The 16,721-nt window shown below is 48.4% G+C and carries 15 protein-coding genes and 1 pseudogene; 11 read left to right on the forward strand and 5 right to left on the reverse strand.

Translation table 11 applies throughout. The features are described from left to right. Positions 1-10 precede the first annotated feature (10 nt). The 5 genes from ABEW34_RS06460 (at position 11) to ABEW34_RS06480 (ending at position 4,431) form a co-directional block, all read left to right on the forward strand. Entirely contained in the window at positions 11-1,120 is a 1,110-nt protein-coding gene (locus ABEW34_RS06460) for a D-alanine--D-alanine ligase (protein ID WP_430156101.1), read from the forward strand. A 41-nt stretch (positions 1,121-1,161) separates the two neighbouring features. Continuing rightward, on the forward strand, positions 1,162-1,479 hold the full coding sequence (locus ABEW34_RS06465; protein ID WP_046232147.1) for a hypothetical protein: 318 nt from the start codon (positions 1,162-1,164) through the stop codon (positions 1,477-1,479). A gap of 3 nt (positions 1,480-1,482) precedes the next feature. Then, positions 1,483-2,529: a UV DNA damage repair endonuclease UvsE gene (gene uvsE, locus ABEW34_RS06470; protein ID WP_430156104.1), complete on the forward strand. Its 1,047-nt coding sequence runs from the start codon at positions 1,483-1,485 to the stop codon at positions 2,527-2,529. Positions 2,530-2,648: 119 nt separating this feature from the next. Continuing rightward, complete coding sequence (locus ABEW34_RS06475) at positions 2,649-3,470, forward strand: sulfite exporter TauE/SafE family protein (protein ID WP_430156106.1); 822 nt, start codon at positions 2,649-2,651, stop codon at positions 3,468-3,470. A 106-nt stretch (positions 3,471-3,576) separates the two neighbouring features. Continuing rightward, positions 3,577-4,431 carry an inositol monophosphatase family protein gene (locus ABEW34_RS06480; protein WP_430156108.1) on the forward strand — a complete coding sequence of 285 codons (855 nt, stop codon included), beginning with the start codon at positions 3,577-3,579 and terminating at the stop codon, positions 4,429-4,431. Positions 4,432-4,609: 178 nt separating this feature from the next. Here the strand turns inward: ABEW34_RS06480 and ABEW34_RS06485 are convergent. The 5 genes and pseudogenes from ABEW34_RS06485 to ABEW34_RS06505 form a co-directional block, all read right to left on the reverse strand. Then, positions 4,610-5,347 (reverse strand): annotated as a pseudogene (locus ABEW34_RS06485) (Rpn family recombination-promoting nuclease/putative transposase); the annotation flags it as partial. Between the two features lie 244 nt (positions 5,348-5,591). After that, positions 5,592-5,924 carry a hypothetical protein gene (locus tag ABEW34_RS06490; RefSeq protein ID WP_430156111.1) on the reverse strand — a complete coding sequence of 111 codons (333 nt, stop codon included), beginning with the start codon at positions 5,922-5,924 and terminating at the stop codon, positions 5,592-5,594. Between the two features lie 111 nt (positions 5,925-6,035). After that, entirely contained in the window at positions 6,036-6,977 is a 942-nt protein-coding gene (gene coaA / locus ABEW34_RS06495) for a type I pantothenate kinase (RefSeq protein ID WP_430156112.1), read from the reverse strand. A gap of 14 nt (positions 6,978-6,991) precedes the next feature. After that, positions 6,992-8,302, reverse strand: coding sequence for a glutamate-1-semialdehyde 2,1-aminomutase (locus ABEW34_RS06500; protein WP_430156114.1), 1,311 nt, complete (start codon positions 8,300-8,302; stop codon positions 6,992-6,994). A gap of 221 nt (positions 8,303-8,523) precedes the next feature. Then, entirely contained in the window at positions 8,524-9,585 is a 1,062-nt protein-coding gene (locus ABEW34_RS06505) for an LCP family protein (RefSeq protein ID WP_430156116.1), read from the reverse strand. A gap of 289 nt (positions 9,586-9,874) precedes the next feature. On the opposite strand from ABEW34_RS06505, the gene ABEW34_RS06510 reads away from it, so the two are divergent. From ABEW34_RS06510 to ABEW34_RS06535, 6 genes are all read left to right on the forward strand, one after another. Continuing rightward, positions 9,875-10,921, forward strand: a complete 1,047-nt coding sequence (locus ABEW34_RS06510) for an ABC transporter ATP-binding protein (protein WP_430156119.1) — start codon at positions 9,875-9,877, stop codon at positions 10,919-10,921. Continuing rightward, positions 10,918-11,712, forward strand: coding sequence for an ABC transporter permease (locus ABEW34_RS06515; RefSeq protein WP_056030839.1), 795 nt, complete (start codon positions 10,918-10,920; stop codon positions 11,710-11,712). The genes ABEW34_RS06510 and ABEW34_RS06515 overlap by 4 nt, the downstream gene beginning before the upstream one ends. A gap of 7 nt (positions 11,713-11,719) precedes the next feature. Then, complete coding sequence (locus ABEW34_RS06520; RefSeq protein ID WP_430156121.1) at positions 11,720-12,511, forward strand: ABC transporter permease; 792 nt, start codon at positions 11,720-11,722, stop codon at positions 12,509-12,511. Between the two features lie 128 nt (positions 12,512-12,639). Further along, positions 12,640-13,107: a thioredoxin-dependent thiol peroxidase gene (gene bcp, locus ABEW34_RS06525; protein ID WP_430156124.1), complete on the forward strand. Its 468-nt coding sequence runs from the start codon at positions 12,640-12,642 to the stop codon at positions 13,105-13,107. Between the two features lie 155 nt (positions 13,108-13,262). Continuing rightward, the gene (locus tag ABEW34_RS06530; RefSeq protein WP_430156127.1) at positions 13,263-14,609 is read left to right on the forward strand and encodes a cohesin domain-containing protein; all 1,347 of its coding nucleotides are present in this window, start codon (positions 13,263-13,265) and stop codon (positions 14,607-14,609) included. 300 nt (positions 14,610-14,909) lie between these two features. Beyond that, positions 14,910-16,379 carry a serine hydrolase gene (locus tag ABEW34_RS06535; RefSeq protein ID WP_430156129.1) on the forward strand — a complete coding sequence of 490 codons (1,470 nt, stop codon included), beginning with the start codon at positions 14,910-14,912 and terminating at the stop codon, positions 16,377-16,379. Positions 16,380-16,721 lie beyond the last annotated feature (342 nt).

The following is a 16,721-nucleotide window of genomic DNA, read 5'->3' on the forward strand; positions in this document are numbered from 1 at the left end:
AGGATATGCGATGGGGACGAAAGTAAACGTAGCACTTGTTTATGGAGGAAAATCAGGCGAGCATGAAGTTTCGCTGCAGACAGCGTTCGCAGTATTGGGAGAATTTGATTACGATAAATACGCAATTACCCCCTTCTATATTACTAAGCAGGGCGAGTGGAGAGTGGGCGGCAAGCTAGGCAGCAAGCCGCAAACCGCCAGCGAGCTGCGTCTTGCAGCAGGCGATGCTGGGGCAGGCTTCCCGCTTGCTCCGCTGTTTGCCGCTTTAGATACATCAGGTGGAGCAGTGGGAGCAGCAGCTATTGATGTCGTATTTCCACTGCTGCATGGCACATTTGGCGAGGATGGCACGATTCAAGGCTTGTTCGAAATGGCTAACATTCCGTACGTCGGCGCAGGCGTGCTGGCATCGGCAGTAGGCATGGACAAGGTGACGATGAAGAAGGTATTTGCGCAAGAAGGGCTGCCGCAATGCGTGTTCCGCTACTTCAACCGTACGCAGTGGGAGAAGGACGCTGCCTTTTTTGTAATGGAATGTGAAGTGGCTCTCGGCTACCCATGCTTCGTTAAACCAGCCAATCTGGGCTCCAGTGTCGGCATTTCCAAGGCGCGAAACCGCGAAGAGCTGATGTCGGCAATCGACTACGCTTTCAAGTATGACCGCAAAGTGATCGTTGAAGAATTTGTCGATGGGAGAGAAATCGAAGTCGCGGTGCTTGGCAATGATGAGCCTAAAGCATCTGTGCCGGGCGAGGTTATTGCTTCTAATGAATTTTACGACTATAAGGCAAAATATGTGGATGGCAAATCGGTCATGCAAATTCCAGCCGAGCTTTCGGAGGAAATTTCAGAGTCGGTCAGGGAAATGGCGATTCGCGCCTTTTTGTCCATTGATGGATCGGGCCTTTCCCGCGTCGATTTCTTCATGCGCAGGTCGGACGGCCAGCTGCTTATTAATGAGGTTAATACGCTGCCGGGCTTTACGCCTTTCAGCATGTACCCGCTTATGTGGAAAGAAACAGGAATGCCTTACCGTGAGCTGCTGGATAAGCTAATTGAGCTTGCCTTGAGACGGCATGGCGAGAAGCAAAAAATCAATTTCGGCGTTAGCGAAGCGTAATAAAAGCAAGAGAAATTCACTCTAGAGAAAGGAGGGAGATCATGGGATTTTCAACCGAGTTTAATTCTGTATGCAAATTCAAGTCAGAGCAGGAGCTTCATGAATTGCTTGAATACGGCAAGGGCAAGATGGTAAAGAGCGGATTTCGCGTATACCCTACCGGCCAGAAGGTCATTGCATATACGACGAACAATGAGGCCATTGCCATAGTCCGCATCCTCGCTTCGATCGCTGAAATTAATTTTCAAGGCGAAGAAGTGACTGAAGTGGAGATGGAGCTTGTGAGAAAGCTGACAGAGGAAGAGGCCAAAGTGCAGACTGCACTAGCTTACGAAATGTTTTTTGGCGAGCGTGAATAGCGGATGCTGGTTAGATTCGGGTTCGTAGCCATGAGTATGCTGCTGGAAAATGCTTCGCCATCGCGGACGATGACGTTTGCAAATTTTACGAAGCTTGCTGACCGCGAAGCGGCTCTGCGCAAGCTGGAGCGGATCGCCGAGGACAATTTGCGCAGTACGCTGCGGATTTTGAAGCATGCCAAGGCAAGCGATATTCAGATGTATCGATTTTCCTCGAAGCTGATTCCGCTGGCTACCCATCAGGGTGTAGCCGATTGGGATGCATATCCGGCGCTGCGTGAAGCTTTTCGTGAAATTGGTGATTTTGTGAAAAAAAATCGGATGAGGGTTTCGTTTCACCCCGACCATTTTTGCGTATTCAGCACACCAAGGCCCGAGGTGCTGGAAAGCTCGAAACGGGACATGGAATATCATGTCCGCATGCTAGAGGCGATGGGACTGCCGGAATCAGTCAAGTGCAACATACATATTGGCGGTGCATATGGTGACAAGATGGTCGCAGGTGCACGCTTTATCCGGCAGTTTCAGGCGCTCCCGGAGCGCTATAGGCACCGCGTAACGCTGGAGAACGACGATAAGACGTTTAATGCAGTGGAGACGCTGGAGGCGGCTCAGGCCGTGGAAGTGCCAATGGTGCTCGATGTGCATCACCATCAAGTGAATGATGGCGGCGTCTCCTTGGACAAGCTGTGCAGCAGCCTTTGGCCGCAAATCACTGAAACGTGGCTGCTTGAAGAGCAGCGGCTCAATAGCGAAGCGGCAGAGGCTGTGGACGGTGCGGAAGCAATTAGCCTGCCGCCCAAAATCCATTTTTCCAGTCCAAAGGAAGGTCCGAATCCGCGCAGCCATGCCGACTATTTGAATGCGGGCGAGCTGCTGCTGTTTTTGCGGAAGGTGGCGGCGGTGACGCCGCAGCTTGACTGCATGCTCGAAGCGAAGCTTAAGGATAAGGCGCTGCTGGCGCTTATGGATGACTTCCGCATATTAGCGGCTAGAGGCGAAGGCGTTCGGATTGTGGACGGCGGCAGTATTGAGGTAACCGAGCTATAGAATTGCAAAAGCATGCAGCACCGTCAGCTATCGTTGACGGTGCTTTCTACTAGGAATGAAAAGTGTTGGTGTGGGGGAATATGTAACGCATCATGATTGAACAGAAGGCGGTGATACCCTTGCTTGAATGGATTGCACTCGTATTATTAGGGATGGCAGCAGCGATGTTCGGAAGCATTGTCGGTCTGGGCGGCGGCATTATTATAGTGCCCGCACTTATGTATTTGGGGCCTTCGCTTATGGGAGCGCCAATCGACCATGGCACAGCAGTAGGCACATCGCTTACGATGCTTATTGTAACGGCGCTTGCCTCAACGCTATCCTACGCGAAGCGCAAAATCGTCGATTACCGCAGCGCCTGGCTGCTGTTTACAACTAGCGGTCCGGCCGCGATGCTGGGTGCGGCTATGACAGGGCTTTTGAAAGGCGCCGCCTTTAATTTGTCCTTTGGCATTTTTATGCTGCTTATATCTGCGTTATTGATTGTGCGAAATTATTTGAAACCGCTTGCGCGGGAGTGGCCGGTGCAGCGGACGATGGTGGATGCAGCTGGCGAGCAGCATACGTATGGCTATGCCATTTGGCCGATGCTTGTTATTGGGTTTGGTGTAGGGATCATTTCCGGCTTGTTTGGCATTGGCGGTGGCTCCTTGTTCGTACCGCTAATGGTGCTGTTGTTTCGTTTTCCGCCGCATGCGGCAACCGCTACGTCGATGTTTGTCATTTTTTTATCCTCGATATTGGGCAGTGCCACGCATGTATGGTTGGGGGAAATCAACTGGTGGATTTTGCTGGCGCTTATTCCGGGCGCATGGGTTGGCGGAAAGCTTGGGGCCTATGTTGCGAGCAAGATGAGCGGCAACGGACTGTTGTGGCTGCTAAGGGTTACCCTGCTCGTTCTGGCCTGCCAATTGGTCTATGAAGGTATTAGGCAGCTGTAGCCATTTTTAGAATCTAGCAAAAAGACAGGAACGCATATTGATTTATAAGCGTAATAATAGATAATGTTAATAGTTAAACTTATTAAAGAGAGTTGGGTGATGCACCGTGAGTGATCAGCGTGAACCTTCAGTTGTAAGCGGCAAAAGCTTCACTGCGGTTGCGATCAATTGCGCGGCCAAAGCGGGCGAATGGATCAAGACGAAACTGGGAAATTATAATAGACTGGATACGAAATATTCTTCGCATGATTTAGTAACCGAAGTGGATAAGGGCTCGGAGCAGCTCATTAAAAAGCTGGTTCTGACTCATTTTCCCCATCATTCGTTTTTGGGAGAAGAAGGGGTCGAGCCTGGACCAGAGGCTTCAGCCCAGGCACTTGCCGATCAGAGCGAGGCGGAATATTTATGGATTGTTGATCCGATTGATGGAACAACGAACTTCGTTCATGGCTTTCCTTTTTTCGTCGTATCGATTGCGCTTGCTTATAAAGGAGAGGTCATCGTTGGGGTCGTGTATGACCCGATGAAGGACGAGCTGTTCCTTGCCGAGAAGGGCAAAGGCGCCTATGTATCCGGCAAGCGGATGCAGGTGTCGAAGGAAGCAACGCTCAGCAGCAGCCTGATCGCGACGGGCTTCCCGGCAGATCATCTTTATGCGCTGCCGCTGAATTTGAAAGGCATTCAGGCGCTTGCGCCGCAGGTGCGCAATCTTCGCTCGTCAGGTTCGGCTGCGCTCCATATGGCATATGTTGCAGCAGGTCGCCTGACTGGCTTCTGGGAAATCGGGCTGAACAGCTGGGATTTGGCGGCAGGCTCGCTGCTTGTACAGGAGTCAGGCGGTACCGTTACAGATACCCAGGGCAAAGGCTATCACTTGGGAGTCCGAAATGTGGCGGCTTCAAATGGGCTTATGCATGAGCCGTTTTTGAAGGCATTGGCGGATGCTGAGGCAGTAGAGTAGCAGTTGATCGAATGGACGGCTTGATTTGATTATTCATTAGTTAAATTAATGAGCAGCAAAGAAGCAGCCTACACTAGGCTGCTTCTTTGCTGCTATGATAATGGAACTCTAATGCACGACCAATGGTTTAATTGGGTTACATAGTCGAAGGCAAAAAAACTTCGAGTATGCAATCGGATTATCCTTGTTTCGTAAGCGCAATAATTTCAGCTTCTGACAAACCGGAGGCTTCAGCGATAATGGGAATTTCAATGCCCAGTGCTAGAAGTTTTTGGGCAACTTCTAGCGCTTTTTTTTGCTCTCCTTGAAGGACTCCGCGAGCCTCTCCCCGAGCCTCCCCTTCGGCAAGAGCTCCCTCAATCATGGATGCTTCATCATGAAGGAATTTCTGCCTGTCTTCATATAATCTGCGAGCTTCAGCATCTTGGCTAAGAAACTCTAATGTAGTCATCGCCTTTTTTAATACCGGTTCATTCACCGTTAACACCTCCCAATTGAGTTTATGCGTCCCCTTAAGGAATAGCAGCCAATTGACTAGCCCGCCATGTTCAACGGGTACTGCATGATCATCCAGCTTTGGCAGCTCTATGAAATGCAGCTCGATATCGTCTATAAATGGGATGCCGCTCCGCTCTTCCCGAAGATGAAATACACTATGATATTGATCATTGGGCAAAAACGAATAATTCAATATATTTATGGTTACGCATTTTCTCAGCAGCTTATAGGACTGGCCTTCCTGTAATTGTCCACTATACAGCTTACTCCAATAAAACATGGTCCGCTTTTCTGTATCATATTTATTAAACAGTTGCATTTCCACATTAATCAGTTCGCCTTCTGCTGTCCTCGCACGTATATCTAAGATGGATTGCTTATCCCGTGGAGAGTCCTTGTCCGTATAAGGATTAAGCAACTCAGCCATTAGCATTCAACTCCATTTATGATAAGTATATCACGATGCTGGATGCTTAAACATACCGGGAAGAATGAGAAAAATAGCTACAATGAAAAGCTCGATGGATCTATTAAGCTTAATATTGCTTTCTATATGTACCTACCTCCTCCTCATTTTCACTTCTTTTTATTTCTAACTTAAAGGACTGATTGCACTGACTTGCCATGAGCTTACTCAAAAAATTGCCTATTCATTTGTTCAACTAGAGCTCGAACCACTCCAGCATGCCGTCATATCGGTGAGCTTTTGTCTCCAGCTCCATCTGTTTCAACCAGTCTGCAGCAAGCTCGGTACGGATATGAAACAGGCAGTAAACATAAGGCTCACCATCGGTAATATCTTCGATTCCAATTGCTGTTTCTACCGACAGCTGCAAGGCTAATGGCCAGGAAGGATCATCCTGAAGCAGGGTGAAGCCATTATCATATCGCTCAATTCTGTATGGATCCGATACATGAATAGCATCAGCCAGACGTTCCACAAGCTCAGGCAGGTTCGAAGGATTTGTGGTCTTTATGCCATATTCCCAGCCCATAATGATGCCTCCTCTTTGTTCAAAAATAGAAAACAAAGCTGTCCTCTTATCAGAGAGGGCAGCTTTGTTGTATCAGCCATTCATCCAAAAGGGGCTGGCAGCTGTGCTGGGCTATTTCCGCAACTGAATTTGCTGAATGCGGTGCTGGGCATCCTTTTGCAGTATCAGCATAGCCCGGCGTTTTGTCGGCAAAATATTATCGTACAAATTGACGGCATTGATTTCCTTCCAGATTGTTGCTGCCGTCTCCACAGCTTCTTCATCAGTGAGACTGGCATAGCGATGGAAATAGGAGTCCTTGTTCTTAAAGGCGGTATGCCGCAGCATCAAAAATCGTTCGACATACCAGCGCTCTATGAACGTTTCTGGCGCATCGACAAAAATCGAGAAGTCGAAAAAATCGCTTACAAAAGAGTGCGCTTCTTTGCTAACCTGCAAAACGTTAATTCCTTCGACAATCAGCACATCCGGCTGTTCGACAAACTGATATTGCCCGGGAATAATGTCATAGGTCAGATGAGAATAGATTGGCGCTTTCACGCGGGGATTTCCTGATTTAATTTGCCCCATAAAGTCCATCAGCGTCTTGACGGCATAGCTTTCAGGAAATCCTTTGCGCTTCATTAGCCCACGTTCCTCCAGTACCCGTTTGGGATAGAGGAAGCCGTCTGTCGTAACGAGATCGACCTTGCGGCCATTCCCATGCCTGGATAGCATCCGCTGCAGCAGCCGTGCCGTCGTGCTTTTACCTACTGCTACGCTGCCTGCAATGCCGAGAACAAACGGCACTTTAGGCGCCTCCATATGCAAAAATGCAGCCGAAGCCTGCTTTAGCCGCTCAGCGGCTTCGATATGCAGGTTCAGCAAATGGGTAAGCGGCAAATAAATCGCCTCAACCTCTTCAAGCGACACTTGGTCATTGAGGCCCTTCAGCTCATTCAGTTCATCCTCCGTGAGCGGCAGAGGGGTATGATCACGGAGCGCAGACCAAGCGGCGCGGTCAAATTCCAAATATGGATGCATCAACATGTCCCTTTCTATTACAGAAGGCATCGGGCTGACCTCTCCTAAAGCTTACTGAAAGCGTGCTCCGCCGCTTCAATGGTCGCATTAATATCTTCATCGGTATGGGCGATGGTCAGAAACCACGCTTCATATTTGGATGGGGCTAAATTAATGCCCTGATCCAGCATCAACTTAAAGAAGCGGCCAAACAGCTCACCGTCCGTATTCTGCGCTTCATCATAATTCGTAACGGGATGATTGCAAAAATGAGCCGAAAACGATCCGCGAATTTGGTTAATCGTAAGCGCGAAGCCATGTTTGTCTGCTGCTGCCTTCAGTCCTCCTGCAAGCTGACCAGCAAGGCGATCCATACGCTCATAAATGCCAGGCGTCTTCAAAACTTCGAGACAGGCGATGCCTGCGGAAATGGAGGCAGGGTTGCCCGCCATCGTTCCAGCCTGATAAGCAGGGCCGAGCGGTGCGACTTGCTCCATGATGCTGCGGCGTCCGCCGTACGCGCCAATGGGGAGTCCGCCCCCGATAATTTTACCAAGCGCTGTAAGGTCCGGCTCAATGGCAGCTTGATCAGGGAAGGCAGCGAACGTTTGCGAGGAACCGTAATGGAAGCGGAAGGCGCTAATGACCTCGTCATAAATGACAAGCGCTCCAGCCTCACGCGTCAAAGCGCACAGCTGTTCCAAATAACCTTCATGCGGCATCACCATGCCGAAGTTTCCGACAATTGGCTCTACCATAACGGCAGCCGTCTCGTGGCCGAAGCGTTCAAGCGCCTGCTTCAAGGCAGGAATATCATTGAATGGCACCGTAATGACTTCTTGGGCAATGCTAGTCGGTACGCCAGCGCTGTCCGGGATGCCAAGTGTGGAAGGACCGGAGCCTGCTGCGACGAGCACCAAGTCGGAATGGCCGTGGTAGCAGCCAGCGAATTTAATAATTTTGCTGCGTTTCGTGAACGCCCGTGCGACGCGAATGGTCGTCATCACCGCCTCGGTACCGGAGTTGACGAAGCGCACTTTATCCATAGAGGGAATTGCGTCTTTAAGCATGCGTGCCAACTGAACCTCAAGTTCGGTCGGTGTGCCGTACAAAACGCCATTTTGCGCAGCGCGAACAATCGCTTCGGTAATATGCGGATGAGCATGTCCCGTAATAATAGGGCCGTACGCCGCCAAATAATCGATATAGCGGTTGTCATCGACATCCCAGAAATAAGCGCCCTCGGCACGTTTCATAAAGATGGGCGCGCCGCCGCCTACACCTTTGAACGAACGGGAAGGGCTGTTGACGCCGCCTACAATATGCTCAAGCGCTTCGGCATATAGCGCCTCGGAGCGTGGTCTTTGAATGGTCATAACAATAATTCCCCCTTGAAAAATAATGCAGCATCCCGCTTGGAAAGCGAGATTGCCAACCTAAATATCTAACATCAAAACGTCCTCATTCCACTCGGAATGAGGACGGCAAACATCAATCTGCTGCTTATTCAGGCAGCTAAATTCCAGTTCCAGCAATAACATATGCTACTGACCTGACCCTATTCAATTGTCGTTTGCTGTGAAGCCTCTGGCTTGGCTTACGGTGACGGAGTAGCCGAAGCTTCAGGACTGCTGCTTGCCTCTGCGCCGTCAGCGCCAGGTGAGCCTTCAGGCGAAGCGAGCGTATCGTCGCTTTCCAGAAGCGTGTCCACATAGGCCTTAAGCTCATCCTCATTGCGTACGCCAAGTACAGAAGCACCGCCAACATCCTCATCCGTAATCATTTCCATCGGCGGAACCTGAGCGGTGCCAGCGACATGAGACTCAACGCCAAGCTGTCCAAGCTTGAGCATATCCGTAACGGTCAAATTCGTTTCTATATAAGGAGAGACGTTCTCCAATATTTCTTTCATTTTGAGAATATTCCAGCCCGATTGCATTTCCTTGGCAAGTGCCTGCAGAAACTTGCGCTGGCGCTCCGTACGTGTGAAGTCGCTCATCGCATCGTGTCGGAAGCGCACATATTGCAGCGCTTTATCGCCATCCAGCAGCTGGACGCCCTTTTTCAAATCAATATCGTAACGGTTGCCGTCAGCATTGTCGGTATAACGCATATCCTTCTCGACATCGATCGTGATGCCGCCCAAAGTATCAATTAATTTCTTAAAACCTTCGAAATCGGTATACACATAATATTGAATGTTGAGTCCCAGCAAATCGCTGACCGTCTTCATTGCCAGCTCAGGCTTGCCAAGTGTTATGGCAGTATTAATTCTTCCCCGTCCATGTCCTTCAATAGGGACATAAGTATCGCGGAGTATCGACAAGAGATGTGCTTTCTTGGTAGTTGGGTCTATGGATAATACAAGCATTGAGTCTGAACGAGGAATTTGTCCTTCATCCAAGCCGCGAGCATCACCGCCCAGCAGCAAAATGTTGACGCGCTCCGTTCCTTCCCATTTAGGTGCTTCGAGTCCCGTGTCCTCAAAATGGGAGAATCTTGATTCCTCTTTAGGCTTATTGAAATCCGACGTAGCATTATAAACGCCATAAATCCAGTAACCTGCATAAGCAATACCGATTCCCAGCAGAATAAGGACAATTGTCAGAATCCATTTCCACGTTTTTGATAGCTTAGCTTTCTTCGGCCGTTTTTCCATTATGCTAGTAATGCCCCTTTCAAAATGTCACAGTACCCCGTCTTCCATTCATAATCCTTGACTGTCATTGTAAAACGTTTCTCTAATAGCATTTACGTGCCCTGCCATCTGCTGTATGATTACATATTGTAAAATTATAATTCGGAAGGACATACGGAAGCAAGTTTTATCAAAATATAGGATAATGAAGTGTGGTGACCGTGAATCATCGCTCTTTTTGCTAACGGGAGATTCGCATAATTTCCCGGGGAATGTCGACCGTATTAACGGAGAGGAGCTAGACGAACCAATGCTGGCAATAGATGTTAAGGATCTGCGCAAGCAGTTTAATGTGCAAAAAAACCGGGAAGGGCTGTCCGGGGCGCTGAAAGACCTGTTCAAACGCGAATATACGGAGGTTACAGCCGTAAAGGATATTTCTTTTCAAATCCCGCAAGGCGAAATCTGTGGCTATATCGGTGAAAATGGTGCAGGCAAATCGACAACTATTAAAATGCTGACCGGCATTTTAGTACCTACCTCTGGCGATCTGCGTGTCAATGGTTATGTTCCCTACAAGGACCGCGAAAAGTTTGTCGCTGAAATTGGAGTTGTCTTCGGACAGCGTTCGCAGCTATGGTGGGATATTGGGGTTATTGAGTCGTTTCAACTGCTGCGTAAAGTGTACCGTGTATCGGAGGCCGATTTCCGCAAGCGGCTGAACAATTTGATTGAGCGGCTTGATCTTGGCGATTTGCTTAACCGTCCTGTCCGCAAGCTGAGCCTCGGCCAGCGGATGCGCTGCGAGCTTGTCGCTTCGCTGCTGCATAATCCGTCAATTTTATTTTTGGATGAGCCGACGATAGGGCTTGATATTATCGTCAAAACAGAAATTCGCGAATTTCTGAAGGATTTGAACCGTGAGGAAGGCACGACGATTTTGCTCACGACCCATGATTTGCAGGATATCGAGGCGCTATGCTCACGTGTCATTATGCTTGATGATGGTCGCATTATCTATGACGGCGGGTTGGAGGATTTGAAAAACCGCTGGAGCAAGGGGCGCGAAATTCACTTTGAGTTCAGCACGCAGACGAAGCTGGCGACGCTTCAAGCGCTGACTGGCGACCTTGATGTAACGTGGAAAATGGACAATGATATGACGGCAACGATGTGGCTGCCGCATGCGATCAATGTATCTGACGCCTTGTCCAAAGTCGTAGGCGGTGCTGCGATTCAGGACATTAAAATCGTGGAGACGAATACGGATGAAATCGTTCGTGAAATTTACCGCTCCGGCTCGGCTAGCACAGAATCAGAGCAGCAGGCAGCGCTTAAGGAGACGACGGTCTCATGATGGGCGCTTATCTGGATTTTATTCGCATCCGTTTTATTACGATGCTGGCATACCGCGTTAATTATTACAGTGGTATCGTTATTTATGCGATTAACATCGGGGCGTATTATTTTTTGTGGAAAGCGATTTTCGGGGAGCAGCAGGAGTTGGCGGGCTTTACCGTCGCCCAGATGACGACGTATGTCGCGGTATCGTGGATGGCGAGGGCGTTTTATTTTAACAATCTCGACCGTGAAATTGCGAATGACATTCGGGACGGCAGTGTCGCTACCCAAATGACAAGGCCGTATTCCTATTTGCTCGTAAAAATGATGCAGGGCTTTGGCGAAGGCTTATTCCGCCTGCTGCTGTTCATGATTCCGGGCATGATTATCGTCTGCCTGATTTTTCCGGTGACGCTGCCGACCGATCCGATGACGTGGATGATATATTTAGTCATGCTGCTGTTCAGCTTTCTCATTAATTCACAAATCAACATTTTAACAGGGCTGTTTGCCTTCTTCGTTGAAAATAACGAGGGCATGATGCGGATGAAACGCGTCATGGTCGATTTATTTTCCGGCGTCGTTGTGCCGATTGCTTTTTTCCCAGGCTGGCTCGCAGCGATTATGAAATGGCTGCCGTTTCAGGCCATCACGTATTTGCCGAGCTCTGTATTCACAGGCAGGACGCCGGGCAGCGAAATTGCCGGGGTGTTTGGCCTGCAGGTAGTATGGTTCGTCGTGCTGCTTGTGCCAATCTGGTTCACATGGCGGGCGGCGCGCAAGCGTTTGTTCGTGCAAGGAGGTTAAGGCAGGCATGCTGTACGCACAATTATTTTGGGAATATATTAAAAACTACGCAAAGACGCGGCTGACCTACCGCATGGATTTTTGGGTCGAGATTTTGTCCGATATGATGTTCCAGTTCATGAACCTGATCTTCATTCTAATTGTTTTTCGCCATACGCCATCGCTTGGCGGCTGGTCGGAGGCTGAGGTCGTGTTCGTCTATGGCTTCTTCATGATCCCATATGGCATTTTCAGCACTTTTTTCAGCATCTGGAATTTCAGCGAGCGGTATATTGTCAAAGGGGAAATGGACCGGGTTTTGACTCGTCCGGCCCATAATTTGTTTCAGGTGCTGCTCGAAAATGTCGATCCGCCTTCCCTGATCGGCTCCGTCGTCGGCGCGATTATTATGTTCGTATGCTGGGGAGAGCTGGGTCTGCCTTTCCATTTCATGGACATTATGCTGCTGGCTGTATTCGTTATTGGAGCCGTGCTCGTGTATGCGGGCATTTATACGGCCTTGTCGGCGATATCCTTCTACTCGGATGCCCCGACCGGCATTGTGCCGCTCATGTACAATATTCAAAACTACGGGCGTTACCCGGTTAACATTTACAATAAAATGATTCGTTTCGTGCTGACCTGGCTGCTGCCCTTCGCTTTTGTCGGGGTCATTCCCGCTTCGTATTTTCTCGAAAAGAAAGCGGATGACCTATCGCAGCTAGCGCTGCTGACTCCAGTTGTAGGCCTAGTGTTCTTCACGCTCGGTCTGCTGATGTGGAACCATGGCGTGAAGCGTTATCGTGGTGCAGGCTCATAATAAATAATTGGATTCAGGCGGCGGGGAGCGATTCCTCGCCGCTTCAATGTAAGCCGAGAGCGTCCAATACACGAGGTAAAGTTTAAAGTCTTGCATACATAGAAAAAGGGGAACGGGAGGTTGAATACATGTCTGCGATAGAAGTGGGACAGGAGGTGCCGGACTTTAAGCTTCCGGCATCGGATGGGACACAGGTGAGCCTTAGCGATTACTTAGGCAAAAAGGTTGTGCTTTATTTTTACCCGAAGGATAATACGCCGACCTGCACCGATCAGGCTTGCGATTTTCGCGATGCCTATCCAGGGATGGTTGATCGCGACGCCGTTGTCATCGGGATTAGCCCTGACAGCGTGAAGTCGCATGAGAAGTTTATTGCGAAGAAGGAACTGCCGTTTCTGCTGCTCGCGGATGAAGAGCATGAGGTGTGCGAGCTGTTCGGCGTTTGGCAGCTTAAGAAGCTGTACGGCAGAGAATATATGGGCGTCGTAAGGTCAACCTTTCTTATCGATGCCGAAGGCAAGCTTGCCCGCGAATGGCGCAAGGTGAAGGTGAAAGGGCATGTGGAGCAGGTTGTGGAGGCTTTGAAGGAGCTTTAGGGAGTATGAAGGAACGATAGTTAAATTTAGAGCATGTCGCAGGATTTCGATTCTAGCCGCATGCTTTTTTATTTTTGTTATTGGTCGTATTTAGCTAATTAAAATCCAACTTTTTCCGATATATCTAATTAGACAGAAGAAAAGGAGATTGAGACATGAAGAAATGGTTACTTAGTTTTGTTTCTGCAATATTATGTTTTGTATTAGTTATTCCGAGTACGTTCGCGGCAAACCTGAATGATGTTCTGTTAAATCCTGAAACGGGTTGGAAAAGGGTAGATCTAAAAACGAATACTAAAAATATTACTTATGTAGGGAGCTGGGTATTAGATACTACTGCGCAAAATTACCTAGGGAAAACTAGTGGCGATTCCATTGGAAGCAGCAAGGATTTAAAACTTAGATTTGATTTTACAGGAAACAAATTAAGTATTCGTTCATGGCTGATAAAAGGTGAGTATAGCCTCATTATTGATGATGTTCATTTAGGCAATTTTAAAGGTGATAATAGTTCGACACAATATGGCGTCACCTATTTTAACGATAGCTTTTCCAATGGAAGACATTCAGTTGAGCTTAACCTTACTCAATCCAGCACATATCTTGATACCATTGATATTGCTGAAGATGGAGAGATTTTGCCATTTACAGGAGTGCAGGCTCCATTAAATTTGACAGGAAATTATACAAAAGCAGGAGCAGGGCTTCAATGGGATATGGTAAGTAACGCTACCTATATTCTTAAGAGAAGTACTTCTATGGGTGGTCCTTACACAACGATCGCAGAAAATCTGAGCAATCCTTCGTATACGGATGCTAACGTTCAGTACAATACAACTTATTACTATGTAGTGTTCGCTACAAAAGATGGCCGCATAAGTGCAAGCTCGAACGAAGCTTCCGTCAGCGTGCCAGTACCGTCGATAAGCCTTGATATTGAATCGACTGTCACGCAAGTTTCTTTATTTGACACGTTTGTGGTGCAGGCGGTTTTGAAAAATGCTTCAAATATTTATGCAGAAGATTTCAATATTCAATATGATGATACCCGCTTTAAACTTATTTCTGTTGAGCCCGTAGATTCGGTTAGTATTGCGTCAAATACGGAGATTACCGATAATACAATTAGATTGGTTACGGCTAGTAATGGTGCGAATAACGGCATTAATGGAAATGGTGTGCTTGTTAATCTGCATTTTAAAGCCATTGCCACAGGATCAGGCAAGATTGATGCATTAAAAGCTAGAGTAGCTGATAATGGCTACAATGAAATCACCTTGCCTTTGGTTGATGTTGGTGAGACTACTATAGAGGTTACTCCAGTTGCGGATTTCTCCTTGAAGGATCTTGGAGCGGCATCATATCAATTAAACAATGATAAATCATTCCTAAATGAATTGCTGATGAATTTTCTAGGTGCTATCGGTCTTGTGAGCCAAGTGGACTTGACTAAAATTGGTGAAGCATTGCTAAGCAGCCTTAGCTATGAATTTAATCATTAAGCCGTTCGCTTAAGGAATGGATAGCTAAGCATAGGGTATATTGCTTGCTTATGTTTGAAATGAAAGAAGTAATAAGCTTCACACGGGCGATAAGTTCTGTGTGAAGCTTATTTGTTTTGTAAGGGGGTTTTACTGGTGCTGACTTATGGCCAGGCTACACCTACTTAAATAGCAGCCGCTACATTTTCCCATTTACTGCGTCTATAATAGAGGAAGGTGCGTTGAACGGATTGTAGGCTTGGCTAAACGTGCAGATTTAGGTGTAAGTGCAGGCGAATGAGAAAAAGGAGTTGGCATGGGATGACAGGCATAAAAGGAAAGAAGATAGCAGGATGGTTGAATCGGCACACAGTGGCGCGTAGTGCACTCATCGGCATCATTGTCACATCAACGTTTGCTGGTACTGGCGGTGCAGCGGCGGCTGCACAAACAAGCAGCAAGGTAGAGGCAGTGCAGCCGGCAAGCAGCAAGGCGATCGCAGTTGAGGTGAATGGCAAGGCGGTGGCATGGAACGTGCAGCCGCTCATCCAGAACGACACAACATACGTGCCGCTTCGTGAAGCGGGAAAGGCTGCCGCAGGCAATATCGAATGGGATGGGAAGACGCAAACCGCAACAATAAAAGTAAACGGAGACGTCATCGTCCATCAGGCGGGAACGTCCGTAGTAACGGTGGACGGGCTGGCCATGAGCATGTCCGCGCCTTCTCTAAACATAAAAGGAACACTCATGCTTCCTCTGCGGTCGGTAACGGATGCACTCAAAGCATCGCTGCAGCTGTCACAGACGAAGGAGCTTCTGACGATCAGGATTCAGACGGATGCAGTAACGAAGTATGGCAAAGAGGATGCCGCGATTGACGCCTATTTGAAGGGGGCAGGCTTCTCGGGCATGGCGCTTGTAGCGAAGGACGGCGAGGTGCTGCTTCGCAAAGGCTACGGCTTTTCTGGAACGAATAAATTGAATCGGCCGGACGCCAAGTCCCGTATCGCTTCCCTTACAAAATCATTCACAGCGGCATCCATTATGCAATTGGTCGAGCAAGGAAAGCTGAGCCTAACCGATCCGGTGTCCAAATTCGTAACGGGTATTCCGCGCGGCGATGATATAACGATTCATATGCTGCTGTCGCATACGTCAGGGCTTCCATCTGAATTTACACGAAGCGGCGACGTTACCATCGAGCAGACGATTGCGGAGCTTCGGACGAAGCAGCTGAAATACGAGCCAGGCACGACTTATTTATATAGCAATAACGGCTATGTACTGCTGGCCTATGTATTGGAGCAATTGTCTGGCGAAAGCTACGCCGACTATGTGAGCGAGCATTTTCTCACTCCGCTGGGCATGAAAGCCTCAGGGACGGCTACGCCTGCGACCGCAACCATCCAAGGCTATATTTTGCAAAAAAATAAGGAATGGACCGCGGCTCCGTATTATGTGTCGCAGTCGGGAACGGGAACGCTGTATTCGACCGTCGATGATTTGCTCAAATGGGATAAGGCGCTTCGGGCGGGCAAGGTCGTAAGCGAGCAGTCGCTTGAAGCGATGTACACGCCGCATTCGGATAAAAATTACGGCTACGGCTGGATTGCAATCAACTTGAACGGCGAGAAGGGCGTTTTCCATAATGGCAGCGGCAGTGGCTATGCCACGGGAATGCTGCGTAATCTGGATAGCGGAATGACGGTTATTTTGCTCGGCAACCATGCCGGCATGGATATGACAAAGCTGCTGCAGCAGGTGCATAAGCTGGCGGCAGAACAGTAATTTTGAATTTTGGAATGGTCGCCGCTCGTTTGAGCGTTTTCTGCAGGGCGAGGGCGGTCATTTCATTTTGCCGAAACGAAAAAGCCTTCAACCACCTTAATTCCCCATAGACAGATAAATAAAATGATCGTAAGCTACAGCCCCTCCCAATAAAGAATACATATAATCCCAAAAGATAATTAATGATGAGACCTATTTTATAGCGAAAAATGTAGACCGATGGTGCTAAATGAATGGTTCGAAACAACCATTTTTGTCCAATATTTTGAAAGAACAGCGTGTGCTATGGTATTATACAAGTAAATAAGAACGTATGATCTATTTTTCCGCGAAAGGGAGACC

This window comes from Paenibacillus algorifonticola (genome assembly GCF_050481745.1).
GTDB classification, from domain to species: domain Bacteria; phylum Bacillota; class Bacilli; order Paenibacillales; family Paenibacillaceae; genus Pristimantibacillus; species Pristimantibacillus algorifonticola_A.